This is a genomic window from Chryseobacterium sp. Marseille-Q3244, from assembly GCF_940807095.1.
GTDB lineage: Bacteria > Bacteroidota > Bacteroidia > Flavobacteriales > Weeksellaceae > Chryseobacterium.
The window spans coordinates 50,962-74,797 of record NZ_CALNWX010000004.1 but is presented as its reverse complement, the minus strand read 5'-3'; the positions used below and the strand labels follow the sequence as shown (position 1 = coordinate 74,797).

The 23,836-nt window shown below is 37.3% G+C and carries 23 protein-coding genes; 16 read left to right on the top strand and 7 right to left on the bottom strand.

Annotation, left to right across the window (positions count from 1 at the left end; all coding sequences use genetic code 11):
- Positions 1–15 precede the first annotated feature (15 nt).
- Complete coding sequence (locus NBX25_RS08495; RefSeq protein ID WP_002978576.1) at positions 16–552, bottom strand: glycerol-3-phosphate dehydrogenase C-terminal domain-containing protein; 537 nt, start codon at positions 550–552, stop codon at positions 16–18.
- Positions 553–677: 125 nt separating this feature from the next.
- Between NBX25_RS08495 and NBX25_RS08490 the strand changes: the two genes are divergently transcribed.
- Positions 678–1,397 (top strand): IS1 family transposase, encoded by a 720-nt coding sequence (locus NBX25_RS08490; RefSeq protein WP_002978577.1) that lies wholly within the window; start codon positions 678–680, stop codon positions 1,395–1,397.
- 39 nt (positions 1,398–1,436) lie between these two features.
- On the opposite strand, the gene NBX25_RS08485 is transcribed toward NBX25_RS08490, so the two are convergent.
- Positions 1,437–1,793 carry a winged helix-turn-helix transcriptional regulator gene (locus NBX25_RS08485; protein WP_002978578.1) on the bottom strand — a complete coding sequence of 119 codons (357 nt, stop codon included), beginning with the start codon at positions 1,791–1,793 and terminating at the stop codon, positions 1,437–1,439.
- A 109-nt stretch (positions 1,794–1,902) separates the two neighbouring features.
- On the opposite strand from NBX25_RS08485, the gene NBX25_RS08480 reads away from it, so the two are divergent.
- Positions 1,903–2,469, top strand: coding sequence for an alcohol dehydrogenase catalytic domain-containing protein (locus NBX25_RS08480; RefSeq protein WP_002978579.1), 567 nt, complete (start codon positions 1,903–1,905; stop codon positions 2,467–2,469).
- On the top strand, positions 2,441–2,899 hold the full coding sequence (locus NBX25_RS08475; protein WP_228434634.1) for an MDR/zinc-dependent alcohol dehydrogenase-like family protein: 459 nt from the start codon (positions 2,441–2,443) through the stop codon (positions 2,897–2,899). The genes NBX25_RS08480 and NBX25_RS08475 overlap by 29 nt, the downstream gene beginning before the upstream one ends.
- Before the next feature lie 134 nt (positions 2,900–3,033).
- Here NBX25_RS08475 and NBX25_RS08470 read toward each other — a convergent pair whose 3' ends face one another.
- The 5 genes from NBX25_RS08470 to NBX25_RS08450 all read right to left on the bottom strand — a co-directional run bounded on the left by NBX25_RS08470 (position 3,034) and on the right by NBX25_RS08450 (position 7,799).
- A complete protein-coding gene (locus NBX25_RS08470) occupies positions 3,034–4,329 on the bottom strand; it encodes an NRAMP family divalent metal transporter (RefSeq protein ID WP_002978581.1) in 1,296 nt (431 codons plus the stop codon).
- Positions 4,330–4,487: 158 nt separating this feature from the next.
- Positions 4,488–5,567, bottom strand: coding sequence for an alpha/beta hydrolase (locus NBX25_RS08465; protein ID WP_002978582.1), 1,080 nt, complete (start codon positions 5,565–5,567; stop codon positions 4,488–4,490).
- A complete protein-coding gene (locus tag NBX25_RS08460; RefSeq protein ID WP_041461718.1) occupies positions 5,564–5,947 on the bottom strand; it encodes a DUF4890 domain-containing protein in 384 nt (127 codons plus the stop codon). Before NBX25_RS08460 ends, NBX25_RS08465 begins: the two co-directional genes overlap by 4 nt.
- A gap of 98 nt (positions 5,948–6,045) precedes the next feature.
- Positions 6,046–6,825, bottom strand: coding sequence for a LytR/AlgR family response regulator transcription factor (locus NBX25_RS08455; protein ID WP_002978584.1), 780 nt, complete (start codon positions 6,823–6,825; stop codon positions 6,046–6,048).
- Positions 6,822–7,799 (bottom strand): sensor histidine kinase, encoded by a 978-nt coding sequence (locus NBX25_RS08450; RefSeq protein ID WP_228434632.1) that lies wholly within the window; start codon positions 7,797–7,799, stop codon positions 6,822–6,824. The genes NBX25_RS08455 and NBX25_RS08450 overlap by 4 nt, the downstream gene beginning before the upstream one ends.
- A 369-nt stretch (positions 7,800–8,168) precedes the next feature.
- Here NBX25_RS08450 and NBX25_RS08445 point away from each other — a divergent pair, with 369 nt between their 5' ends.
- From NBX25_RS08445 to NBX25_RS08385, 13 genes are all read left to right on the top strand, one after another.
- Entirely contained in the window at positions 8,169–8,555 is a 387-nt protein-coding gene (locus tag NBX25_RS08445) for a hypothetical protein (protein WP_041461445.1), read from the top strand.
- A gap of 139 nt (positions 8,556–8,694) precedes the next feature.
- Complete coding sequence (locus tag NBX25_RS08440; RefSeq protein ID WP_002978587.1) at positions 8,695–13,038, top strand: CusA/CzcA family heavy metal efflux RND transporter; 4,344 nt, start codon at positions 8,695–8,697, stop codon at positions 13,036–13,038.
- Between the two features lie 2 nt (positions 13,039–13,040).
- Entirely contained in the window at positions 13,041–14,195 is a 1,155-nt protein-coding gene (locus NBX25_RS08435) for an efflux RND transporter periplasmic adaptor subunit (protein WP_002978588.1), read from the top strand.
- Between the two features lie 28 nt (positions 14,196–14,223).
- Positions 14,224–14,688 carry a heme-binding domain-containing protein gene (locus NBX25_RS08430; protein WP_241314062.1) on the top strand — a complete coding sequence of 155 codons (465 nt, stop codon included), beginning with the start codon at positions 14,224–14,226 and terminating at the stop codon, positions 14,686–14,688.
- A 71-nt stretch (positions 14,689–14,759) separates the two neighbouring features.
- Positions 14,760–17,267 carry a cation-translocating P-type ATPase gene (locus NBX25_RS08425; protein ID WP_002978590.1) on the top strand — a complete coding sequence of 836 codons (2,508 nt, stop codon included), beginning with the start codon at positions 14,760–14,762 and terminating at the stop codon, positions 17,265–17,267.
- Between the two features lie 41 nt (positions 17,268–17,308).
- On the top strand, positions 17,309–17,698 hold the full coding sequence (locus NBX25_RS08420) for a hypothetical protein (RefSeq protein WP_002978591.1): 390 nt from the start codon (positions 17,309–17,311) through the stop codon (positions 17,696–17,698).
- 66 nt (positions 17,699–17,764) lie between these two features.
- The gene (locus NBX25_RS08415; protein ID WP_002978592.1) at positions 17,765–18,211 is read left to right on the top strand and encodes a thioredoxin family protein; all 447 of its coding nucleotides are present in this window, start codon (positions 17,765–17,767) and stop codon (positions 18,209–18,211) included.
- A gap of 6 nt (positions 18,212–18,217) precedes the next feature.
- Positions 18,218–19,144, top strand: a complete 927-nt coding sequence (locus tag NBX25_RS08410) for an FAD:protein FMN transferase (RefSeq protein ID WP_002978593.1) — start codon at positions 18,218–18,220, stop codon at positions 19,142–19,144.
- Positions 19,141–19,497 carry a DUF4266 domain-containing protein gene (locus NBX25_RS24880; protein WP_002978594.1) on the top strand — a complete coding sequence of 119 codons (357 nt, stop codon included), beginning with the start codon at positions 19,141–19,143 and terminating at the stop codon, positions 19,495–19,497. The genes NBX25_RS08410 and NBX25_RS24880 overlap by 4 nt, the downstream gene beginning before the upstream one ends.
- Before the next feature lie 35 nt (positions 19,498–19,532).
- Complete coding sequence (locus NBX25_RS08400; RefSeq protein WP_002978595.1) at positions 19,533–20,723, top strand: DUF3570 domain-containing protein; 1,191 nt, start codon at positions 19,533–19,535, stop codon at positions 20,721–20,723.
- Positions 20,724–20,790: 67 nt separating this feature from the next.
- Complete coding sequence (locus tag NBX25_RS08395) at positions 20,791–21,486, top strand: VIT1/CCC1 transporter family protein (protein WP_002978596.1); 696 nt, start codon at positions 20,791–20,793, stop codon at positions 21,484–21,486.
- A gap of 629 nt (positions 21,487–22,115) precedes the next feature.
- Positions 22,116–22,421, top strand: coding sequence for a helix-turn-helix domain-containing protein (locus tag NBX25_RS08390; protein WP_041461446.1), 306 nt, complete (start codon positions 22,116–22,118; stop codon positions 22,419–22,421).
- A 41-nt stretch (positions 22,422–22,462) separates the two neighbouring features.
- The gene (locus tag NBX25_RS08385; RefSeq protein WP_228370518.1) at positions 22,463–23,647 is read left to right on the top strand and encodes a type II toxin-antitoxin system HipA family toxin; all 1,185 of its coding nucleotides are present in this window, start codon (positions 22,463–22,465) and stop codon (positions 23,645–23,647) included.
- Positions 23,648–23,836: the final 189 nt, after the last annotated feature.

Sequence of the window (23,836 nt, the reverse complement as noted above, 5' to 3'; positions counted from 1 at the left end):
TGATTCTATTAAAGTTTAATTGATAATTTGAGTTTCTTTTTTTGGGGAATGATCTTCCAGTAAGTAGCCTTTTGCAAGCTCAATAAAATTTTTAGTTTCCAGTACTGCCCATTCTTCGGATTTTCCTAATCTCTGCGCCATAAATTGGGCAACATCTTCTGCAATATCAATGGCTGCACGGGCATCCGTAAACAAGAAACGGATTCTTCTGGCCAGTACATCCTCTAGGGTTTCCGCCATTTCGCATTCTATTGCCCATAGTACTTCTGCATAAGTAGCGTCATATTTCGGATGTATTTTTTGTTTCAGTGCAGCATCGCTTTGCTGTAGTTTTTTTATTTCAGGGATGTCAGATCCATAGATGTAAAGGTGGTCGCTCTGATCTGCGTGAGAAGCTGGAATATTTCCGTGAATAGAAAAATGATGCGTTTTACAACTTACTTCTGGCAGGTCTGCAACTTTTGACGCTTCATCAACAATTTCTTCCGCCATCTCTCTATATGTGGTCCATTTTCCGCCAATAACGGTCACAAGTCCTGAATCAGATATCATTATTTTATGGCTTCGGGATACTTCCTTGGTGCTTTGTCCCTCTTTTTCGGGAGCGGCTAATGGTCTTAAACCTGCAAAAACGCTGATGGTTCAGATGTGGAGTTACTAATTTACTTTAAATCATTATGAATAAACGGCGAAATCGATGTATTCACTGTAATTACAGCTACTGTATCAAGGCAGGAATAACATCACAAAATAAGCAGCGCTATCAGTGCAAAAAATGCAAAAAGAAGTTCATTGGGAAATATTCTTATCGTGCATATCAGAAAAGTACTAATCATAATATTCAACAGCTGATAAAAGAAGGAGTTGGTATTAGAGGTATTAGCAGATTACTTAATGTCAGTAAGACGACTGTACTAAAAAAGATTTTAAAAATCGCTTCTAAAGTTGTTAAGCCACCAATCCCTCAGAATATTACAATCGAAATTGATGAATTAAAAACATACACTCAAAGTAAAACCAATGAGCGGTGGGTAGTTGCAGCGTATTGTAGAGAGACAAAGAAAGTAATTGACTATAAACTTGGGAGAAGAACGACCAAGACGCTACAATGTATTATAGATACTTTACTTTATGCAAATCCAAAAAAGATATATAGTGATCGTTTGAATATCTATCCTAAATTAATTCCTAAGCATCTTCACAGCACAAAACGAAGAGAGACCAATCATATTGAGCGGAAGTTCCTTGATCTACGAACTCATATAAAGCGATTAGGAAGGAAGAGTATTAATAAAGCTCAAAGGGATAAATATACAGATGCTATATTGAGGATTTATTTTTGGGGAATTTCTCTCACTGAAAATAAGGAGTCTAAGAGCTTGTCTTATTTGAATTAGATCATGCTTTAAATATAATAATATGTAATCCACATCAATTTAAAGATTGATTGATCCCTCTATGTGTTTATATCCCCATTTCCTCATCTCTTTGATAATTGGATAAATGGTTTCGCCATAATCGGTTAAATAATATTCCACTCTTGGAGGAACCTCTCCAAATGATTTTCGTGTAAGAATTCCGTCTTTTACTAATTCTTCTAATTGCCGAGCCAGCATTCTTTCACTGATTGTGGGAAGAGTTCGCTTTAATTCTCCGAACCTGTTTCTGCCTTTTTTTATGAGAACAATTAAGGTTGTTTTGCATTTACCTTTTATTATTTGTAAAAATACATCGGATGGACATTTATTTTCTGTTTCTCCGATTTCGTCTATTTCAATTTTTTGCAATTCCATACATTTTTTCTTCTGATAGTCAGTAAAACTGTACTTTGTTTCAGTAGCTGAATTGAATGTAAGTACTTGTTTTACAATGTAAAGTTAAATAAATTTACTCAAAAAAGTAATGGATAATACGTTTAAAGCATTAGTTATAAATGAAAGTACAATTGGGTTTACAAAAGAAATTAAGGAAAAAAACTTGTCAGAGCTTCCTAAAAATGACCTTTTGATAAAAGTGAGTTATTCATCGATTAACTTTAAAGACGCATTGTCAGCTTCAGGTAATAAAGGAGTAACTCGTAAGTTTCCGCATATTCCGGGTATTGATGCTGTGGGAACTGTTGCTGAATCTAATTCAAAAAAATTTCCAATTGGAAGTAAGGTTTTGGTTACAGGTTTTGATTTAGGGATGAACACCTGGGGTGGATTTGGTGAATATATCAGTATTCCCGAAAAATGGGCAGTTCATTTACCTGCCGAACTAACAGAGAAAGAGGCAATGAGTTATGGAACAGCAGGTTTGACAGCAGGATTATCCGTTTGTCAAATATTGCAGTCGAGCACTGTTAATTCAGAAAATGGAAAAGTTGTTGTGAGCGGAGCTACTGGAGGAGTTGGAAGTATTGCGGTGTCTATCTTGGCGAAAATAGGGTTTGACGTACTTGCAGTTTCGGGAAAAAAAGAAAAATGAGTATTTAATCAACTCTTTAGGAGCGAAAGAAGTGATCAACAGAAATGATTTCATTGAAATGTATGATAGCAAACCACTTGCTAAACCTACATTTGTTGCAGGAATTGATACCGTTGGCGGAGCGATTCTTTCGGGGATGGTAAAATCTACTCAGTATGGAGGTATTGTTACTTGTTGTGGAATGACAGGATCTACAGAAGTGAATACGTCTATATTTCCATTTATTTTAAGAGGGGTTTATTTGGCAGGAATTGATTCTGTTGAAGCATCTTTATCAGTAAGAAACTTAATTTGGGGAAAATTGTCTAATGAATGGAAACTTTCAAATTTAGAAAATATTATTACAGAAATCGGATTAGAGGAATTGCCTGACAAACTAGATGAGATTCTCACAGGAAAGGCAAAAGGAAGATACGTACTTAAACATTAATGTAATTTTAAAATATTCTTACAAAAGTTCCAAATATTCATTAGAGTAATATTGCAGATGTTTTGTTTTTTGATAATCCTGAAAGCGGCAATATTAACATATACGACACAGTCTGTATTATTTTCGGATTTATTTTAGATCGTAAAAAACATTGCAATTGACGCTGTAGCCATAAATATAAAAGTTACCCATAATAAACTTTTTGAAAGCCACCTGCTTTTGAATTCTCCCATAATACTTTCACTTGCAGATATTCTGATGATAAGAAACAAGAGAGGCACAGCAGCTACGCCATTGAGAACAGCTGTGTAAACAAGAGCCTTCACAGGATTAATCCCAATAAAATTCATACACAGACCAATAAGTGTAGAGATAATAATAACCATATAAAATCCTTTTGCTCTTGCAAATTTAAGGTTTAAACTTGCATTCCAGTTGAGGGCTTCGGAAACCGCATATGATGCCGATCCTGAAAGAACGGGTACGGCAAGTAATCCCAACCCAATGATTCCTGTAGCAAATATGATTTTTGATATCAAACCTGAATTTGGAAATGATTGTACCAGGGGTTCTAAAGCTTTTGCTGCATCAGCCGCAGTATTAATATCTGTTATATGAGCGCTATGCAGAACCGTTCCTCCAACCAATATAATACACCATGTTGTAAATTCAGAGATGACCATTCCTATACTATTATCTTTTCTCATTGCATGAATATGGCGCCATCCGATGTTGGGCTTTCCGTCTTGGATAAGACCTCTTTCATTTTCTTCTTCCACTTCCTGGGAAGCCTGCCAAAAGAACATATAAGGTGTAATCGTTGTCCCAAATACTCCGGTGATTATAAAAAGAAAATTGAAAGAAAATTCAAAATGAGGAACAATAGAGGCTTTTAGTATTTCTTTCCACGGCTGATCAATAATAAAAGCTGTAAGAGGGTAGGCAAGAAGTGATAATGCCAGCCATTTAAGAACTTTTGAATATACCCGATAACTGGTGAAGACCTCTAATGTAAGTATACTAACCGTAAAAAACAGCATAAGTATAACAATATCAGCAGGAATAATTAATTGTGCGGCAGCTGCCATGGCTCCAATATCCGCTCCGATATTGATCGTATTGGCAATGACAACCAATCCGACAGAGCTATAGAGTATTTTTTTGGTGTAATGCTCTTTGATAACTCCGGTAAGTCCTTTACCAGTAACCATTCCTATTCTTGCACAGGCTTCCTGCACGGCAGTCATAAATGGGAGCATATAGAGGGCTGTCCATAATTGACCATAGCCAAACTGAGCTCCTGTCTGAGAATAGGTAGCAATGCCTGAAGGATCGTCATCAGCCGCTCCCGTTGTCAGTCCGGGACCTAAAAGACCAAAGAATTTTTTGATTTTTTTTGTTTGATTTTCGACCTGATGTTTGACAGACATTGTTAATTGTTTTTGACCACAATATACTATTAATTGATTATATTTAGAGCTGCTAAAATAAATAGTTTTTGATAATTAAAAAGACCTTCCACATAGCGGGAAACCCTTTTTAATTATTATTTTAAATGTGTTTTATTCAAAGAAAGCTGTCTTTCATATTAATTACAGAAAGAAATTCGTGGATTGGTATTGTCTCCGCATTGAAACTGATATTTGCCTTGCGGATATTTAGGAGTGGGATTATCTGTAACTTCCAATGGAACCATCGATTGTCCGTTATAAGAAGGCATGGTAACCTGAGCCGCGGAACCATTACCTAAAGCAACATTTTTGGCATTGCTGTTTCCGTTGAAGCTGTAATCAATCATGGCATCTAAAAGACGATATACACCATAATAATCTAATGCATCAAAGGCTTTTCGGGAACTTGGCATTGCGTGATCAGTTACATAATTGTATCCATTAATGGTAGATGATTTAAAGTAAATAAAATCTTTTTCAGAGTTAGAAATATTAATGTTTTTAAAAATATCAATTGCCATTCTGTGATCGTTGACATCGTCCTCATCATAGACCTGGGTGATCATTTTGGTATTGGAAGGAAAACTCTGTAATTGCTGTTGGGTAGTTAATGAACTGTTCCAATTAAAGGAATACCACGGAGCCATGGTGAAAAGAAAACGTCCGTTTTGTCCCCAACCTTTTTCCGTAAATGCTTTATAGGCAAGATCAATAGTTGCCCCACCGCCGAAAGAATGTCCCATAAATCCTACTTTCTGAGTATCAATAATATTAGGATAATCTGTGGCAGCTTTTACGAAGCCTTCCCACAGGGTTTGGTAACGGTGATCAACACTGATATCTATGGTGCGATAAGGCACAAATACTACCACATAACCTTTCTTGGCAATAAAGTTATACAGCTCTATATTGTATTCTTTATCCTCACCACCAAAGGGATGTGAAAAAAATATAGTAGGTCTGGGAGAAGTAATTCCTTTAGGATAGAAAATTGAAACCTGTGTTCCAGCGTACTGGGGGTTATTAAAATCAATTTCAGCCACTTCAAAATTTCCGTCTGCACCATATCCTGATGCCGGTTTCTGAATAGGTCCCTGAAAGCTGTTGCCAAGTTTTGGCTGAATAGGATCAGCTTCGTCAGTGTCGTTAGTGCTTTGAGAGCATGCAGAAGTGGTAATAAACAAAATCATTACCCATGGATAGAATAGTTTTTTCATTTTCTTTTGTCTTTAATATGTTGAACCATCTGATCTTTAATTTCCTCATATTTTTTGTATTGTCCTGCATCCAGAATTTGGCTCAGGGCATTGGATTTTTCTTTCTGTAAAGCTTTCAGTTTTTTGAATTTAGCGAGTTTACCTTCATTACTTTGCAGAATCGGGTCGTTCTTTTGGGCATACTGAAGATTAAGAGCAGAGACCTGCTCAACCTGCTTAGTATTTAATGCTAATTTACTTGTCATCCACTCCGTCATCATCTTTGCGCGCTGTTCGGGAGTACTGTCCTTTAACTTTTTTGCCTGTGCCGTTACATTTGCAAATGTCATACATAGAAATGCTGTCACAAGAATGGGCCATTGTTTTTGTTTTAAAATCATCTTGGAAATTTTAATTTTTGGTGAAACAAATGTATCAAGAACGATTATTTCCTTTAAGATAAAAAAGGATGAAGCTGCTAAATTCCGGGGTGAATTCATTATTGATCCAGCCACTTTCTGAAATGCATCGCTTTTGCTTTACTGACAAGGATTTGTTCCTGAGGTAGCGGATGTATTTTGACCAGCAGTCTGCCATTAAAGAAATATTCTACGGCATCTACAGCATTCTTGTTGATAATGAATTGGCGGTTAGCCCTGAAAAATAGAGTAGGATCGAGCTCATGTTCCAGCTGTTCCAGGGTAAATTCCACTACATATTGTCTGCCATCGGCCATATGTGCGTATACGATTTCATTTGCGGTATGGAACCAATTGATTTTAGCCGCGTCAACAGGGATAAGCCTGCCACAGTAATGAATAAGGAAGGATTTTTTATATTGCTTTGTTGTATGTTGTAGCTTCTTTAGCAGAGATTCTGTTTTGTCCTGTCTATTTTTTGAATCATCAGCAATAAGGGTATTGTATTTAAGTAAAGTCCGCTGTATTTCTTCTGTGTCAAAAGGTTTTAAAACATAATCAATGCCGTTGTTACGAAAGGCCTCGATAGCATAATCATTATATGCCGTAACAAAAATAACGGGCTTTCTTATGTTTACCTGTCTGAAGATTTCAAATGATAACCCATCAGAAAGCTTTATGTCCGAAAATATAAGATTATAATCACTATCGTTTAATCTGAACCAATCCATTGCTTCTGCTATACTTGGTAAAGTCTTCACAATTTGGATTGCCGGGTTGATTTCTTTCAGGATATATTCAAGATTTCTTGCGGTTGCAGCTTCATCTTCGATAATGACGATATGTAAATTTTTTTTCATAAGAAGGGAAGCTTTACGATGAAATATTCTTTTGTCTGGAAAATCTCTATTTCTTTATGGAGTTGCAGTTTGTATCTCTCATTCAGGTTGGTAAGACCAAGCCCAGTGCCTTCTGTCTCACTGATGGAGGGCTGGAGATTATTTCGGATAATAAGCCATTTGTCTTCTTCATAAATCTCTACAGTTAAAGGATGTGAAAGGGTGGCTTTGTTATGTTTAACAGCATTTTCCACCAGGGGTTGCAGTGATAAATGAAGAATTTGTTTGTTTATACAATCTTCGCTGATATTGATATGAATCTGAAATGCATTTTCCAGCCGCATTTTTACCAGCTGTATATAGGATTTCAGGTGCTCAAGCTCTTTCTCAAGACTTACCAGATTGTTACCTGAACGAACCAGCGTATATCTGAAGATTTTGGAAAGATGGAGAATATAGTTTTGAGCCAGATTTGGATTTTCCCTTACTATGGCAGAAAGGCTGCTCAATGTATTGAATAGAAAGTGCGGGTTAAGCTGTTCCTGGAGCAATTGCAGTTGTGCCTTAAGGTAAGCGGAATTGAGCTGCTCGTTGATAAGGTCCTTATTTCTGCTTTCACGCATCAGAAGAATAAGTCGGATAACGACTGCAATCATGATACTGCTGAGCAAAAACCGGACAAAATATCCTCTAATTCTTCCTCCCGTAAGTTGGGGAGTCCCAAAGAGCAAAGAATGGATCATACTTCCCAGTATAATTGCTGCCACCAACACCAAGACATTGAATATATAGAGTCTCCAGTATTGTTTGTTTTCTCTAAAGACACTCAGAAACTTACCCTGGGACAGGTTAAGATACAGTAACAAAAGGCAGAATGCCATATTATACAAAAACTGGTAGCCATATTCCCCAATATTGAACTGCCAGTAACGGGCGATAATCCCATCACTGTTAAGGGCCATCAGTTTTGCAGAATTGACCATTAGTGTGATCAAAAAGGCACTGTAAAGATATATTTTTCTTTCATTCTCATTCATTAATACAAAGAAAGCAAAATATTAAAACCGATGATATAATAAATGGTTGAAGCGGTAAAAGTTGGTGGTGAAATAATAAATTCTGAAGACCTTATCGTAAAGATTCATGGGTAGCAATAGACTTAGAATATCACATATATTGGGGAATTGCCAACATTGTTCAAACGCAATTCTTATTCATTGACTTTATAGGTATGAAATAGATTATAGAGACTTTATCAATTTGCTGATTAGAAAGAGTATTATTAAGAAAATATAATAATGAAAAACCAATGATTGGGCTTATTTAAAATCGTTCTTAATGAAATATTTCATAATTTTGTTATAGTGAAAAAGCTGATTTCCATATTGTTGTTATCCCTTTATTTGGTTTCTACAACCGAACTATATCAGCTTTTGAAAATGCCGCTTCTCATTGAGCATTATTTTCAGCACAAAAACCTTAATTCTGAAATGTCGTTTACTGCATTTCTGAAAATGCATTATGATCATCCGGTTAAAGATAATGATTATGATCAGGATCAAAAGCTACCTTTTGTTTCACACGCAAGTCCTCTTTCTGTTGCATTTACCGTTAATCCAATTTTAGATCTTCATTTTACCGAGAAGGTGTACAATTCTATTGAGATCAAAAAGACCTTTTACAAAAGTGCGCTTTACAATAAGGAAATTTTAAATTCTATCTGGGAGCCTCCAAAATTTTATCAATCTTAATCTATTTTTCTCAATCATTCTCTGATTGAGAGTATTCCGCTTTGCCATAAAGTATCTGCAAAAGATGCAGATGTATTCATAGTGTGCTTCAGAATACCTATAACTTATCTCAATAATTAAGATTAATAATCAATCATTTATGCTTACAAAAATCATTGAGTTTTCTGTAAAGAATAAACTCATTATTGCATTGTTGGTATTAGGGCTTATGGGAATTGGTTCCTATCAGGTCACTAAATTACCGATAGATGCGGTACCCGACATTACCAATAATCAGGTACAAGTCATTACGATGGCACCTTCTTTTGGTGCAACAGATATAGAACGGCTTGTTACCTTTCCTATAGAACAGGCCAACAATAATATTTCAGGATTAAAGGAAATCAGAAGCTTTTCCAGATTTGGACTATCGCTGGTTACCATTGTCTTTGAAGATGATGTTGACATCTACTGGGCCAGACAGCAGGTTGCTGAAAGGCTCCAGCAGGTACAGGCTGTTATCCCGCAGGGAATAGGAAATCCCCAACTAGGACCTATTTCTACGGGACTAGGTGAAATCTTTCAGTATGTAATAAGACCTGAAAAAGGATATGAAAAAAAATACAATATCACGGAGCTTCGTACAATTCAGGATTGGATTGTAAGGAGGCAGCTGTTAGGTGTAAAAGGGGTTGCAGAAGTCAGTAGCTTTGGAGGAAAGCTAAAACAATATGAGATTGCAGTCAATCCGGATAGGTTGAATGCTTATGGAATTACCATTAATGATGTTTTCGATGCGCTACAAGCTAATAATCAAAATACAGGAGGTGCTTATATTGAAAAGGGGCCTACGGTTTTATACATTAGAAGTGAAGGTTTGGTCGGAAACATTGAAGAAATTAAAAATATTTCTATTGCTACAAAAACAAACGATGTCCCGCTGTCTATAAGAGATATTGCAGAAGTAAAGCCGGGTTTTGCGACCCGATACGGAGCCATGACCTTTAATGATGAAGGAGAAGTCTCAGGAGCGGTCGTTATGATGCTTAAGGGTGAAAACAGTAACCAGGTGATTAAAAATGTAAAAGAGAAAATCGCTCAGGTTCAGAAGACGCTTCCAAAAGGAGTCGTGATAGAGCCTTTCCTGGATCGAACCAAAATGGTGAATAATGCTATTGGTACTGTTGAAAAAAATCTTACAGAAGGAGCATTGATTGTGGTTTTTGTTCTTGTATTATTCCTTGGGAATATAAGAGCCGGTTTATTGGTGGCTTCAGTGATTCCTCTTGCTATGTTATTTGCAATTTGTATGATGAACCTTTTTGGAGTCAGCGGGAACCTTATGAGCCTTGGGGCTTTGGATTTCGGGCTTATTATTGATGGGGCAGTTATTATTGTGGAATCTGTTCTGCATCAGTTGACCCATAATTCAAAATTCAAAAGAATGTTTTCTGTAGGCAAATCAGAAATGGATGCTGTAGTTATTGATTCTGCCGGAAAGATGATGAACAGTGCTGTTTTTGGACAGATTATTATTCTGATTGTTTATCTGCCAATTCTTACCCTGCAGGGAATTGAAGGGAAAATGTTCAAACCCATGGCACAGACCGTAGCTTTTGCGCTGCTAGGAGCATTTTTACTTTCACTGACCTATATTCCGATGATGAGTGCGGTATTGCTGAGAAAAAGAAGTAATAAACCTACTTTATCAGACAGCATGATGAAAAAGGTAGAGAAGATCTATCTTGAAGTTTTGCTCAAACTTCTCAGAGTACCCAAAATAGTTTTTGGGGTAGTGGCAGTCTTATTTATAACAGCCGTTTTCATTTTATCCAAAATGGGGGGCGAATTTATTCCTTCCCTTGAAGAAGGAGATTTTGCCGTAGACACAAGAGTGCTTCCGGGAAGTAATTTGACCACAACAATTGAAAGTACCCAAAAAGCAGCACATATTCTCAAATCAAGATTTCCCGAGGTGCAGAAGGTCGTTACAAAGATCGGGAGCGGGGAAGTACCTACAGACCCAATGCCGATGGATGCTTCTGATATGATGGTTATCCTGAAAGATAAAAAAGAATGGACCTCTGCCTCTACTTTTCCCGAATTAGCGGATAAAATGGGGAAACAGCTTCAGGAAGTACCCGGAATTACAGCCAGCTTTCAATATCCTGTGCAGATGCGTTTTAATGAATTGATGACCGGAGCAAGACAGGATGTAGTAGTGAAAATTTTTGGTGATGATCTGGATGTTCTTTCCCGGAATGCTCAGAAACTTGGTAAAATTATAGAAACTGTTGAAGGAACACAGAATCTTTACATCGAACCTATTTCCGGGATGCCTCAGGTAATTATAGAATACAACCGCCCTTTAATTGCCCAGTACCACCTATCTGTTGCAGATATTAACAGAATTGTCAATACGGCATTTGCCGGACAAAGTACAGGGCTGGTTTTTGAAGGTGAAAAACGCTTCGATATGGTAGTACGCCTCGATACCAAATACCGGAAAAATGTTACCGATATTAAGAATCTTTTGGTTCCCACACCTTTTGGAAATCAGATTCCGCTGTCTCAGCTTGCCAAAGTGGAAGTGAAGAATGGTCCCAACCAGATTCAGAGAGAAAATGCCCAAAGAAGAATTGTCGTAGGTTTTAATATAAAGGACAGGGATGTACAAAGCATTGTTGAAGAGCTGCAGGGAAAAGTAGATCAGAAAATAAAGCTCCCTACGGGTTACTATATGACCTATGGAGGGTCTTTTGAGAACCTCAACAATGCCAAACAGCGCCTCATGATTGCGGTTCCTATTGCACTTGCCCTTATTTTTGTAATGTTGTTTTTTGCATTTAAATCTGTAAAAGAAAGCTTACTTATTTATACTGCAATTCCTCTTTCCATCATCGGAGGAGTATTTTTTCTGGCCCTGAGAGGAATGCCTTTCAGTATCAGTGCCGGAGTAGGGTTTATTGCACTTTTTGGAGTAGCTGTGCTGAACGGAATTGTTTTAATATCTGAGTTTAACCGTCTTTACAAAAGCGGAATGAGAAATATTGTAAGAATTGTTATTGACGGAGGAGAATCACGTCTCCGCCCGGTCCTTATGACCGCCTTTGTTGCCTCGCTGGGCTTTATCCCGATGGCATTGAGTAACGGGGCCGGAGCCGAAGTACAGCGGCCACTGGCTACAGTTGTTATCGGAGGATTAATAGTGGCAACCTTCCTTACTCTGTTTGTTTTACCATTGCTTTATGTAAATATTGAAAAAGGAATCAAAATGAAAAAAATGAAAAACAGAAATATAGCTTCCGTATTGGTATTTTTATTCTGTTTTATTGGTCTTGAAGTAAAATCCCAAACCCCTGTTACTTTGGAGGAAGCTGTTGATGTCGCTTTGAAAAATAATAGGATTATTAAAAATGAAAAATTAAAATCCGAGTATTCAAAGGCACTTGTCAGATCAGCATCAGATATTCCTCAGACAGGAGTTACGATGGACTATGGGCAAATCAACAGTGCCCTGACAGATATGAAATTCGGTATTTCTCAGAATATAGCATTTCCTACTGTATATAAAAAACAGAAGAATCTTTATACGGAAGAATGGAAAAAGTCTCTGCTTAATGTTTCCCTTAAAGAATATGAGCTAAAGAAAGCCGTAAGCCTTACTTTTTATAATATTCTCTATTGGAAAGAAAAAGAAAAGCTTCTGCAGGAAACATTAAAGCTGTATACCGACTTTCTGGATAAAGCAAGCATTCGTCTGAAAGCAGGAGAAAGTAATATTTTGGAAAAAACAACTGCTTCCAACCAGAAATCTGCTATTGAAATACAGCTGAAGCAGCTGAATCAGGAGCTTTCAGTTTTGAAATATCAGCTGCAATGGCTTTTGAATACTGAAACAGATTTTGTTCCTGAAGATAAGAAGTTATTTAGCAGAGGACTTAAAGAAGAGCTGAGTTCACATCCTGTGATCCAGGTATTGCAGCAGCTGAAAAAAGTTTCCGAACAGCAGACAGCTCTTGAAAAAGCTAAGCTGCTTCCGGGATTGCAGCTTGCTTACAATCTTAACAGTTTTAAAGGAACGGGGGCTGATGACAAAGTGTACGGCTCTGCACCACAATTTCATTCCGTACAGCTGGGTGTTTCGGTTCCTGTTTTTTCAGGCGGACAGAAAGCCAGAATTCAGGCTGCTAAAATTGCAGAATCAGTTGCTGAAAATGATATTGCCAATATGGAATTCAACCTGCAGAATCAGCGTAAAAAAGCATCCGGGATTTATCAGACTAATCTTGACATTGTTTCCCGCTATGAAAGCACAGAACTTAAAAACGCCGATGTTATCACTGAAACAGCTAAAAAACAGTTTCTTGCCGGAGAGATCAATTACCTCGAATTTGTAATATTGGTCAATCAGGCAGTCACCTTAAAAAACAGTTATACCGATGCAGTCTGGAAACTGAATCAGAGTGCTATAGAATTGGAATATCTTACTTTAAACCCATAATAATGAAACGTAAATTTAAAATCATATCATATTCTCTGCAAATAATAGGATTGCTCATGTTTTATGAGTGTAAAGACCATGGAAAAACGGAGCCGGTACCAGCAGTGGTCTCTTCCAAAGATGAAAACGTAGTAACGCTTACTGAAGCCCAATTAAAAAATGCTCCTATAGCGACTACAACCCTTTCTTTACAGAAGATATCGTCGCTTTTAAAGCTTAATGGAATGATTGATGTTCCTCCGCAAAACCTGGTTTCGGTAAGTATTCCACTGGGCGGATATCTCAAATCCAGCAGCCTGTTGCCGGGAAAGCCGGTTTCAAAAGGGCAGGTGATTGCCGTTATTGAAAACCCGCAGTTTATACAGCTTCAGCAGGATTATTTAATGGCAAGGTCCAAAATGCATTTTGCAGAACTGGACTATAACCGTCAGAAAACCCTTAATCAAAGTCAGGCTACCAGTGATAAAGTCATGCAGCAGGCCCAGTCTGAAATGAACAGCCAGAAAATTCTGATGAACTCTCTGGCCCAGCAGCTCCGCCTTATCAATATTAACCCAGCATCGCTGAATTCCGGGAATATTAAAAAAAGCGTTCCGGTTTACAGCAGTATCAATGGGTTTGTGAGTAAGGTAAATGTGAATATCGGAAAATATGTAAATCCTTCGGATGTCCTTTTTGAACTCATCAATCCGGATGATATACATCTTAACCTTAAAGTATACGAAAAAGATCTTGGAAACCTCAAAATGGGACAACGGTTTACGGCCTACACGAATGCGGCTCCTGATAAAAAATATTATGGAGAGATCATTCTGATCAGTAAGGATGTTAACCCGGGAGGTATGGCTGAAGTACACTGTCATTTTGAAAAATATGACCAGAGCCTTGTTCCTGGAATGTATATGAATGCAGAAATAGAAACAAGTACCTCTTTTTCCAATGCAGTTCCTGAAGAAAGCATTATCAATTTTGAAGGGAAAGACTTTGTTTTTGTGGAAGAGAAAACACGTACCTACCGCCTGACTCCTGTAACATTGGGTGAAACAGAGAACGGGTTCATACAGATACTTAATACCGATGATTTTAAAAATAAGAAAATTGTCACCAAGAATGCTTATACCCTTCTCATGAAACTTAAGAACACTGCAGATGAATAATAAAAGAACTTATAGATAAATACAAATTATGAAAACATCATCTTTAATAAAAATAGGAGCAGGCTTTATAGTTCTGTTTCTCATCGTTATCCAATTTTTTGATACTGATAAAAATATATCAGCCACTCCTTCTGAAAATGCAATTGAAAAACATTATCAGGTGTCATCCCACCTACAGGGCTTATTAAAAACAAGCTGTTACGATTGTCATTCTAATAATACAGCTTATCCCTGGTATAGTAATATACAGCCGGTAAAATGGTGGTTGGCAGATCATGTCAATTCAGGAAAAAGACATTTGAATTTTGATGAATTTAATACCTATACTAAAGAAAAAAAATTGAAGAAATTAGATGAAATTGCCGAAACCGTTAAAGAGGGAGAAATGCCGCTTAGCTCGTATACAATAATCCATCATGATGCAAAATTATCTTCTAGGGATAAATCGGAAATAGAAAAATGGGTGGTTCAGGTTAAAAAGAAGATCAATTAAGGATTAAAATCATCAATATTATTCTGTTATGACAAAAACATTCAGTAATTTTAATACTACATCCATTTCACATGAATTACAATATCCCTGAAAATCTCAAAGGTCTTACAGAAGCGGAAGTGGAAGCTTCCCGAAAAAAGTACGGATATAACCGGCTGGAAGCGGTTAAAAAAGAAACATGGGCAGATATGCTTATTGATATTCTGAAAGAACCCATGCTTATTTTATTGATATGTGTTTCCCTTATCTATGTAATCATAGGTGACTATGGTGAGGCATTATTTATGTTGGTCGCGATAATAGGAGTTACGGCTATTTCTTTCTATCAGGATAACCGAAGTAAAAAGGCCCTGGAAGAACTTGAAAAATTGAACGAGCCTTTAAGCACGGTCATAAGAAATTCAAAGATTATTAAAATACCCACTTTTGAAATTACTGTGGGAGATCTCTGTATTACCGAAGAAGGAAATCTGATCAATGCAGATGGTACCATTGTACATAGCAATGATTTTTCCGTTAATCAGTCTTCACTTACAGGGGAGAGCTTCTCTGTTTTTAAAGACAGCAAATCAGAAGATAATAAAGTATATAGCGGAACAATTACTGTTTCCGGACTTGCAGTTTTTGAGGTAGAACAAATAGGAAAAGAAACCAAAGTAGGAAAAATAGGGCAGTCTATACTGGGAATAAAAGAAGAAATATCTCCTTTACAGCTTCAGATCCGGAATTTTGTAAAAGGCATGGCGATTATTGGACTGATAATTTTTTTGGCGGTATGTATTTTTAGTTATATTAAAACGGAAGACTTTGTGACCAGCTTATTAAGCGGTTTGACTTTGGCGATGTCTGTACTTCCCGAGGAAATTCCTGTGGCTTTTACCACCTTTATGGCTTTGGGAGCCTGGAAGCTGATGCGGGAAGGAATTATTATCAAACGAAGCAGTATTGTCGAAACGTTGGGAAGTGTTACAGTGATATGTACAGATAAAACGGGAACAATTACCGAAAATTCAATGCAGCTAAAGCATCTTTATGATTATAAGTCTGATACGATTTATGAACAGGAGAATTTCAAGACAAAAGAGCTGGATGAACTTATTGATTATGCGATGTGGAGCAGTGAGCCAGTTCCGTTTGATCCGATGGAAATAACCTTACATAAGGTGTATGAGCAGACTCAGGATTCTGACGACAGAAAAAATTATAAGTTATTTCATGAATATCCGTTGGAAGGAAAACCTCCTATGATGACCCATCTTTTTGAAAATGAACAAAAAGAGAGAATTATTGCGGCAAAAGGTGCGCCTGAAGCAATCCTTACTGTTTCTGAACTTTCAGAAGATGAAAAAAATAAAATCAGAAATATCGTAAAAGAATTTGGTGAAAAGGGATATCGGGTTCTTGGAGTTGCCAAATCTCATTTCGAAGGAAATAATTTCCCTGAAAACCAGCAGGATTTTAATTTTGAATTTTTAGGATTGACCGCATTTTATGACCCTCCTAAAAAAGAAATAAAAGAAGTGCTTCAGCATATTTATAATGCGGGGATTAAGGTAAAGGTAATTACGGGGGATAATGCGGATACCACAAAGGCTATTGCATTGCAGGCCGGGATTATCAATAATGCTCCTGCCGTTAATGGAAGTGAGGTCACCGCAAGTTCAGAAGATGATTTAATGAAGCTTTCTGAAAAAACGACTCTGTTTACAAGAATGTTTCCTGAAGCAAAGCTTGAAGTGGTGAATGCACTGAAAGCACAAGGGAACGTAGTGGCCATGTTGGGAGATGGAGTGAATGACGGACCTGCATTAAAAGCGGCTCATATAGGAGTCGCAATGGGAAATAAAGGAACCGAAATTGCCAAATCAGCGGCAGCGCTCGTCATTACGAATGATGATCTTGAAAAGCTGGTAGTAGGAATTGCTGCGGGGCGTAGAATTTATGCCAATATCAAAAAAGCTGTTCAGTATATTATTTCTATTCATATTCCCATTATCCTTACGGTTTCTTTGCCTTTATTCCTGGGATGGATATTCCCTCACATATTTACCCCGGTTCACGTTATTTTTCTTGAACTGGTAATGGGACCTACCTGTTCTATTGTATATGAAAATGAGCCTATTGAAAAAGATGCAATGCAAAGACCTCCAAGAGTGCTTACAGATACATTTCTGAACTGGGGAGAGCTTATGGTAAGTATTATTCAGGGATTGGTTATCACAGCAGGAATATTATGGATGTATCAATATTCTGTTCACCTGGGGAATGATGAGCCTACAACAAGAGCTTTGGTGTTCAGCACTTTAATATTTGCGAATATTTTACTGAGTTTGGTAAATCGATCTTTCCATTACAGTATTTTTGAAAGTTTTAAAAATCGCAATTATTTATTAGTAGGGATTTCCGCGTTGGTTCTTGTATTATTGTTTGTTATTCTATACGTAAAGCCGGTATCAGGATTCTTTAGTGTAGCGCCTCTTACAGTAAAAGAATTAGGATTTACATTCCTTACTGCTGCAGTTTCTGTGCTGTGGTTTGAGATCTATAAGCTTCTAAAAAGGCTTTTGGAAAGGAAATAAAAAATAATCATTCTTAATAAAATATTTTATAATTTTGATTTGTGAAAAAATTGATTTCCATACTGTTATTGTCACTGTATTTAATTTCAACAACTGAAGTATATCAGCTGTTGAAAATTCCGACTTTGATAGAACATTATTGGGAACACAAAAAGTTGAATCCGGAAATGTCTCTTACAGCGTTTCTGAAAACCCATTATGAAAATCCCGTTAAAGACGGAGATTATGGTAAAGATCAGAAACTGCCGTTTGTAATTCATTCTGCCCCATTAACTTTGATATTCACGATTCACCCAAGCTTTTATTTTGAAGCAAAAGCTGAAAGCTTCAGACCATTACAATCTCATAAAGTTCCTTCAAAAGATGAAGATTTTTGTTACAAAGGATTTACAGGATCCGTCTGGGAACCACCGAAATCTTTGTCCATATAATCTATTTAATTTGATTGATCTGCAATCAAACAACATCATTATTCTCTAAAAACATTATAAAAATTAATGAAAACACTATTTTCAGCCATATTAATGGTTGTATTCGCTGTTGGCATTCATGCGCAGAGCCGTTGGGAAAGTGCCAAAAAAATGGCGTCCCAAAATAAAGAACTTATTTTACTGAACTTTTCAGGTTCAGATTGGTGTATTCCATGCATCAAACTTCATAAGATTATCATCGAAACCGATGAATTTAAAAAGCTGGAAATAGAAAATATCGCTGTTTACATCAATGCAGATTTTCCAAGAAACAAAAAGAATCAGCTTTCTCCGGAATTGAAAAAAGAAAATGCAGCGCTTGCTGATCAGTACAATAAAAAAGGATTATTTCCTTACACATTGTTGCTGAATTCGGAAGGCAAAATCCTGAAAAGCTGGGAGGGACTTCCATCTGAAAATGCTTTAGCTTTCACCAAAGAAGTACGGGATATTAAAGAAAACCAAAATAAATAAGATCATATGTTGAGAGAGTTCAAAAGACCTCAGAAATTAATGGGGAATGCTTTTGAAATTACCGTTGTAAGCAATGATGAAAATTCTGCAAATCAGCATATTGATGCAGCGATTGACGAAATCAGGAGGATCGAAAAGCTTTTGACGACTTTCAGTGAGGAAAGCCAGACCAATCTCATCAATAAAAACGCAGGCATAAAACCTGTGAAAGTGGATGGGGAAATCTTTGGTTTAATTGAAAGAAGTTTGAGAATCAGTAAAGTTACAGACGGATATTTTGATATTTCTTACGGTGGAATCGACAAAAGCTTCTGGAATTTTGACCGGCAGATGCAACAGCTTCCCAATCCTGAACTGATTAAAGAACATCTGAAACTCGTTAATTATCAGAACATTATTCTTGATCGCGAAAATCAAACCGTTTTCCTCAAAGAAAAAGGAATGCGGATCGGTTTCGGAGGAATCGGGAAGGGCTACGCTGCAGAAATGGCAAAACAAATGCTTCAAAACAGAGGTGTAACTTCCGGAATTGTGAATGCTTCGGGTGATTTAACGACCTGGGGAAATCAAGCAGACGGAAAACCCTGGACTGTCGGAATTGCCGATCCAGACAACGCAAAACAGCCGTTTTCCTACATGAATATCACCAATATGGCGGTTGCAACTTCCGGGAATTATGAAAAATTCGTTATGATTAACGGTAAAAAATATTCTCATACCATTAATCCTAAAACAGGAATGCCTGTTTCGGGCGTGAAAAGTGTTACTATTTTTTGTCCCAACGCAGAAATTGCCGATGCAATGGCGACTCCCGTAAGCATTATGGGAATCGATGCGGCGCTCAATATGATCAACCAGATCAATCATCTGGAATGCATCATTATTGATGACCATGACAAAATTTATTCATCTCAAAACATTAATTTAAAATGAAAAACCTTATAAAAAACAGTCAAAAGCTTGTCGAATATTTGTTTGGGCAGCTTTATCCGTCTTCCACTCCCGCTTTTTTGTTCGTTCCTCACAAAAAGAGCTCCGTTCAAGCCGGGCTGCGAAGATTCAACGCTTTGAATTACAGATCAATTGCTGTTCTTTTGATACTGACAATTCCATTATTGAACTCGTGTACAACTGTAAAAGAGTACGAAAAAAATAAACTGAACGACGCCGAAATGGTTCTGGGAAACAGAACGATTGAAAAGACTGAACTCAGCTTTCAATCTTACAGAGAAGGATCTTCGGGCGCAAATGCCGGAAAAGTTGGCGGTGGTTGCGGATGTAACTAAAAAGAGTAATCGTAAAATTTAATTGTGATTCAAAAATGAAAAAATTGATCGTAAGTGTTATTGCTCTTTTCGGAATTTTCAACGCAAAAGCACAGGAAAACACAAATAATGAACAGCCTAAAAAACTGACTTTTGATGAAGCTAATTTAGTTTCAAGCTATTATAAACAAAACGGAAACAATTCTGCAGTGACGGGAGGAATCGGGACGGAAAAACTGACCGACATTTCCAATACCATCGATGTAACTATGGTAAAATACGACAAGAAAGACAGGAAAAACAAATTCGATCTCAGTGTCGGGATCGATCATTATACTTCCGCTTCGTCGGATATGATCGATCTGAAAGCCAATTCATCCGCTTCCCACGCAGACAACAGAATTTATCCTGCATTAAGCTGGAGCCGTGAGAACACTGAAAAAGGAACGACTTTAATGGCGGGCATTTCTACCTCTTTTGAATTCGATTATGCATCTTACGGTGCAAACATCGGGTTTTCGCAAAAGACCAAAAACAGAATGGGAGAGTTTACCGCAAAATTTCAGGCTTATCTGGATCAGGTAAAACTGATTGCTCCGATTGAGCTCAGAACAAACGGAAGCACCGGAGGAGAACACGAAAACTACGGAACCAGCGGAAGAAATACTTATGCACTGTCTCTATCCTATTCGCAAATCATCAATCAGAATTTTCAGGTTGAATTTTTGGCGGACGGTGTTCAGCAGACAGGATATTTAAGTTTGCCTTTCCACAGGGTTTATTTCAAAGATAATTCAGTTCATCAGGAAGCTTTGCCGGATAAAAGGTTTAAAATTCCTTTGGGAGTAAGAGCTAATTATTTCCTCGGGGACAAAGTGATTCTGAGAGCGTATTATCGTTATTATACCGACGATTGGGGCTTAAAATCTAATACTTTCAGCCTGGAAACGCCGGTGAAAATTTCGCCTTTTGTTTCGGTAAGTCCGTTTTACAGGTATTATTCTCAGACTGCGGCTAAATATTTTGCGCCTTATCAAGAGCATACGGCTTTTGATGACTTTTATACAAGTAATTATGACCTTTCAAAATTCAGCAGTAATTTTTACGGGGCAGGAATCAGGATCAGTCCGAAGAATGGTTTATTTGGTGTCGAAAGGCTGAATATGCTGGAAATCAGATACGGACATTATACGAAATCTGTGGGATTGAAATCTGATATTATTTCCCTGAATTTGAGATTTAAATAAAATCATTTTAAATTTGACTTGCTAAAGATGTTTGGCAAGTCATTTTTTAAACAAAAAAATAAAGCTTATGCATCATCAATTGGAAAAACATTATGTGAATAGGGTCGGCTGGCTTCGTGCAGCGGTTTTAGGTGCAAATGACGGATTATTGTCTACCACAAGCATAGTCATTGGTGTTGCTGCAGCCAATCCCGACAGAAATACCATTATTCTTGCCGCTTTAGCCGGAATGATCGCCGGAGCGATGTCTATGGCAGCAGGAGAATACGTGTCGGTAAGTTCGCAGGAAGACACCGAGAAAGCTGATCTTTTAAGAGAAAAACGCGAGCTTGAAGAAATGCCGGAAGTGGAGTTGAGAGAATTGGCAAAGATCTACGAGAGACGCGGTGTAAGTAAAGAAACCGCTTTGAAAGTTGCCACCGAACTCACAGAGCACGATGCTTTGGCTGCTCACGCTCATGACGAATTGGGAATCAATGAAATAACACAGGCAAAACCTTTGCAGGCTGCGTTTGCATCATTCGGTTCGTTTGCTTTGGGCGCATTGCTGCCTTTTGCGGTTTCACTTTTAGCTCCGATTAAACAGATGGTTTATTTTCAGTATGGATTTTCTATCATTTTCTTAATGATTTTAGGAGCCATTTCAGCAAAAACAGGCGGTTCAAAAATCGGAATTGCTGTTTTAAGAATCTGTTTCTGGGGAACGGTTGCCATGGGAATTACCGCTTTGATTGGACATCTTTTCGGGGTGACGGTTTCTTAAAGTAATAATTGTAGATGAAATTTTGAAATTAAGTATTAATAATGATTAAGTGGTATGGAACAGGGATAAGAAAAGCAGATATCAAAAAAGACTTGTGATTTCATCAATCTCTTTACCAAAGAAGACGCAGTTTAGGTTTGTTGTTTTTGTCGTCTTATTTGGACGGTATCGATGCACGAATCGATGGAACGGGGAAACTTCAGTAGGCAACTGATTGTTGTAGGTAGAAACCATCATTTAAACCATTCCCGATGCTAAAGTCAATGTTCTTGGAAATTTGGGAAAGGATTATGACCTTTCAAAATTCGATAACAAAGACTGAGAAATTACCATTGTAAATTTAGAAGGATTTAATATAACATAGGTTTTTCTTAAGATATTATGTAGGATCTTGCCGCGAAGTTCTCGTATATTTCCGAAAGCGAGCTGCGCAGAGTAAACACCATTCACAACAGAATTTAATAAAAATTTTGACGTCTGGAATGAATTATCAAAATGAAACTAATGAGCAGATCGAAAACAAAATAAAAAGATAATATATTTTAGTTGATTTTATAGCTTACAATTTTTTATATTTGTTATACAATAATGATAATTATTGCTTGTAATTATAGTTAAATAATACAGTTATGTTATTTATATCAATGTCTAAGGCACAAAAGATGATTGCTACTCACGTTCGTGACCGGAGGCTTCTGATGGAGCTTACTCAGGAAGGTCTGGCTGAACGTTCAGGTGTAGCACTTTCCACCCTTAGGAAGTTTGAGCAAAAAGGATTGATTTCGCTGGACTCTTTTCTAAAGATCTTGATGGTGGTTGGAGGATTGGAAGAAATGCTTGATGCTCTTAAGCCAGATAAGCCAGCTTTTACTTCAATAGACGATGTTTTGAAACAAGATGATACTATAATTAAAAAAAGAGGTCGAAGAAAATGATTAAGCCTGTTTCAGAAATAAAAGTAGGGTTAGATTTTGGCATGGCAGTCCAGCATGTTGGACGTCTTGCTATACGTAACGGTGTCATCTATTTCCAATATGATGACAATTTTCTCGACGCAGGAATTGAAATATCTCCTTTCAGACTGCCCTTGAAAAGAGGCCTTAGTGAATTGCCTCTGCATCCATTTGACGGATTGGCCGGGGTATTCAGCGACAGCTTGCCGGATGGCTGGGGAAGATTGCTATTTGACAGGATGATCAGAACCTTTGGATTGATGCCATCAGATGTTTCACCACTGGACCGCCTTGCTCACGTAGGTATGCACGGAATGGGAGCATTGGTCTATGAGCCGGATAATAGTCCTGAAGTGCCGCAAGATAAAGTCGACCTGGATTTGCTGGCTGTACAAACTGAAAAAGTCCTGGAAGGAAGTTCGGAAGAGGTAATTACTGAGCTGTTAGCTTTAAATGGTTCTTCGGCAGGTGCCAGACCAAAAGCACTTATTGGCGTAGATAGCGAACGTAAAAATATTTTATACGGAGCTCAAAACTTAGACGAAAATTTTGAACATTGGTTGGTTAAGTTTTCTAATTCACAGGACGGTCCCGGTTCAGGAGCCATTGAATATGTCTATGCGCTGATGGCTGCAGAAGCTGGTATCTCAATGCCGGACGTGCATTTATTTCCCTCTCAAAATGGGAACGGTTATTTTGGAGTAAAAAGATTCGATAGGGATGGAAATAGAAGATTACATATGCACACTGTAAGTGGTTTGCTGCATAGCAATTTCAGGCTACCTTCGCTTGATTATGAAGATTTACTGAACTTGACCGCAACCCTGACCAAGGATATTCGTGAAGTCGAAAAAATGTATCGACTGGCGGTCTTCAATGTAATGGCTCATAACAGGGATGACCACGCAAAGAACTTTAGCTTTTTAATGGACGAAAACGGCAACTGGAAACTTTCTCCTGCCTACGATTTAACATTTTCGGCAGGTCCTGGCGGAGAGCAGAGTACCATGATTTTAGGAGAAGGCAAAAATGTAACAACAAAACATCTTGTTAAATTAGGAAAGGAGGCTAAACTATCAATAGAATTCATAGAGAATGTTATTGAGCAAACAACATCAGCAATTAGTAAATGGTCAAGACTATCAAAAGATTTTGGAGTCAATAAATCCAACAGAGAATTAATAGGTAGATTAATTAAGACATTTTAATAAAAGCTTAAACGATACTTGTTAGCATTTTAAATTATTTTGTCCTAAAATAAATGAAAATTGAGGTATACAGGCCAAATGTATCATTTATCACTGTTGCATTCGAAAATGTTAATTTTTCAATTTACAGTAATTTATAAGGTTGGAGGTGTAGTAAAATAGTACAATTGCATTTTTAAATTTATCTGT

What these genes read in the sequence shown, in the direction of transcription:
- NBX25_RS08495 (WP_002978576.1), bottom strand. Translation starts at nt 552, where the DNA reads ATGATATCTGATTCAGGACTTGTGACCGTTATTGGCGGAAAATGGACC.
- NBX25_RS08490 (WP_002978577.1), top strand. Translation starts at nt 678, where the DNA reads ATGAATAAACGGCGAAATCGATGTATTCACTGTAATTACAGCTACTGT.
- NBX25_RS08485 (WP_002978578.1), bottom strand. Translation starts at nt 1,793, where the DNA reads ATGGAATTGCAAAAAATTGAAATAGACGAAATCGGAGAAACAGAAAAT.
- NBX25_RS08480 (WP_002978579.1), top strand. Translation starts at nt 1,903, where the DNA reads ATGGATAATACGTTTAAAGCATTAGTTATAAATGAAAGTACAATTGGG.
- NBX25_RS08470 (WP_002978581.1), bottom strand. Translation starts at nt 4,329, where the DNA reads ATGTCTGTCAAACATCAGGTCGAAAATCAAACAAAAAAAATCAAAAAA.
- NBX25_RS08465 (WP_002978582.1), bottom strand. Translation starts at nt 5,567, where the DNA reads ATGAAAAAACTATTCTATCCATGGGTAATGATTTTGTTTATTACCACT.
- NBX25_RS08460 (WP_041461718.1), bottom strand. Translation starts at nt 5,947, where the DNA reads ATGATTTTAAAACAAAAACAATGGCCCATTCTTGTGACAGCATTTCTA.
- NBX25_RS08455 (WP_002978584.1), bottom strand. Translation starts at nt 6,825, where the DNA reads ATGAAAAAAAATTTACATATCGTCATTATCGAAGATGAAGCTGCAACC.
- NBX25_RS08440 (WP_002978587.1), top strand. Translation starts at nt 8,695, where the DNA reads ATGCTTACAAAAATCATTGAGTTTTCTGTAAAGAATAAACTCATTATT.
- NBX25_RS08435 (WP_002978588.1), top strand. Translation starts at nt 13,041, where the DNA reads ATGAAACGTAAATTTAAAATCATATCATATTCTCTGCAAATAATAGGA.
- NBX25_RS08430 (WP_241314062.1), top strand. Translation starts at nt 14,224, where the DNA reads ATGAAAACATCATCTTTAATAAAAATAGGAGCAGGCTTTATAGTTCTG.
- NBX25_RS08425 (WP_002978590.1), top strand. Translation starts at nt 14,760, where the DNA reads ATGAATTACAATATCCCTGAAAATCTCAAAGGTCTTACAGAAGCGGAA.
- NBX25_RS08415 (WP_002978592.1), top strand. Translation starts at nt 17,765, where the DNA reads ATGAAAACACTATTTTCAGCCATATTAATGGTTGTATTCGCTGTTGGC.
- NBX25_RS08410 (WP_002978593.1), top strand. Translation starts at nt 18,218, where the DNA reads ATGTTGAGAGAGTTCAAAAGACCTCAGAAATTAATGGGGAATGCTTTT.
- NBX25_RS24880 (WP_002978594.1), top strand. Translation starts at nt 19,141, where the DNA reads ATGAAAAACCTTATAAAAAACAGTCAAAAGCTTGTCGAATATTTGTTT.
- NBX25_RS08400 (WP_002978595.1), top strand. Translation starts at nt 19,533, where the DNA reads ATGAAAAAATTGATCGTAAGTGTTATTGCTCTTTTCGGAATTTTCAAC.
- NBX25_RS08395 (WP_002978596.1), top strand. Translation starts at nt 20,791, where the DNA reads ATGCATCATCAATTGGAAAAACATTATGTGAATAGGGTCGGCTGGCTT.
- NBX25_RS08390 (WP_041461446.1), top strand. Translation starts at nt 22,116, where the DNA reads ATGTTATTTATATCAATGTCTAAGGCACAAAAGATGATTGCTACTCAC.
- NBX25_RS08385 (WP_228370518.1), top strand. Translation starts at nt 22,463, where the DNA reads ATGGCAGTCCAGCATGTTGGACGTCTTGCTATACGTAACGGTGTCATC.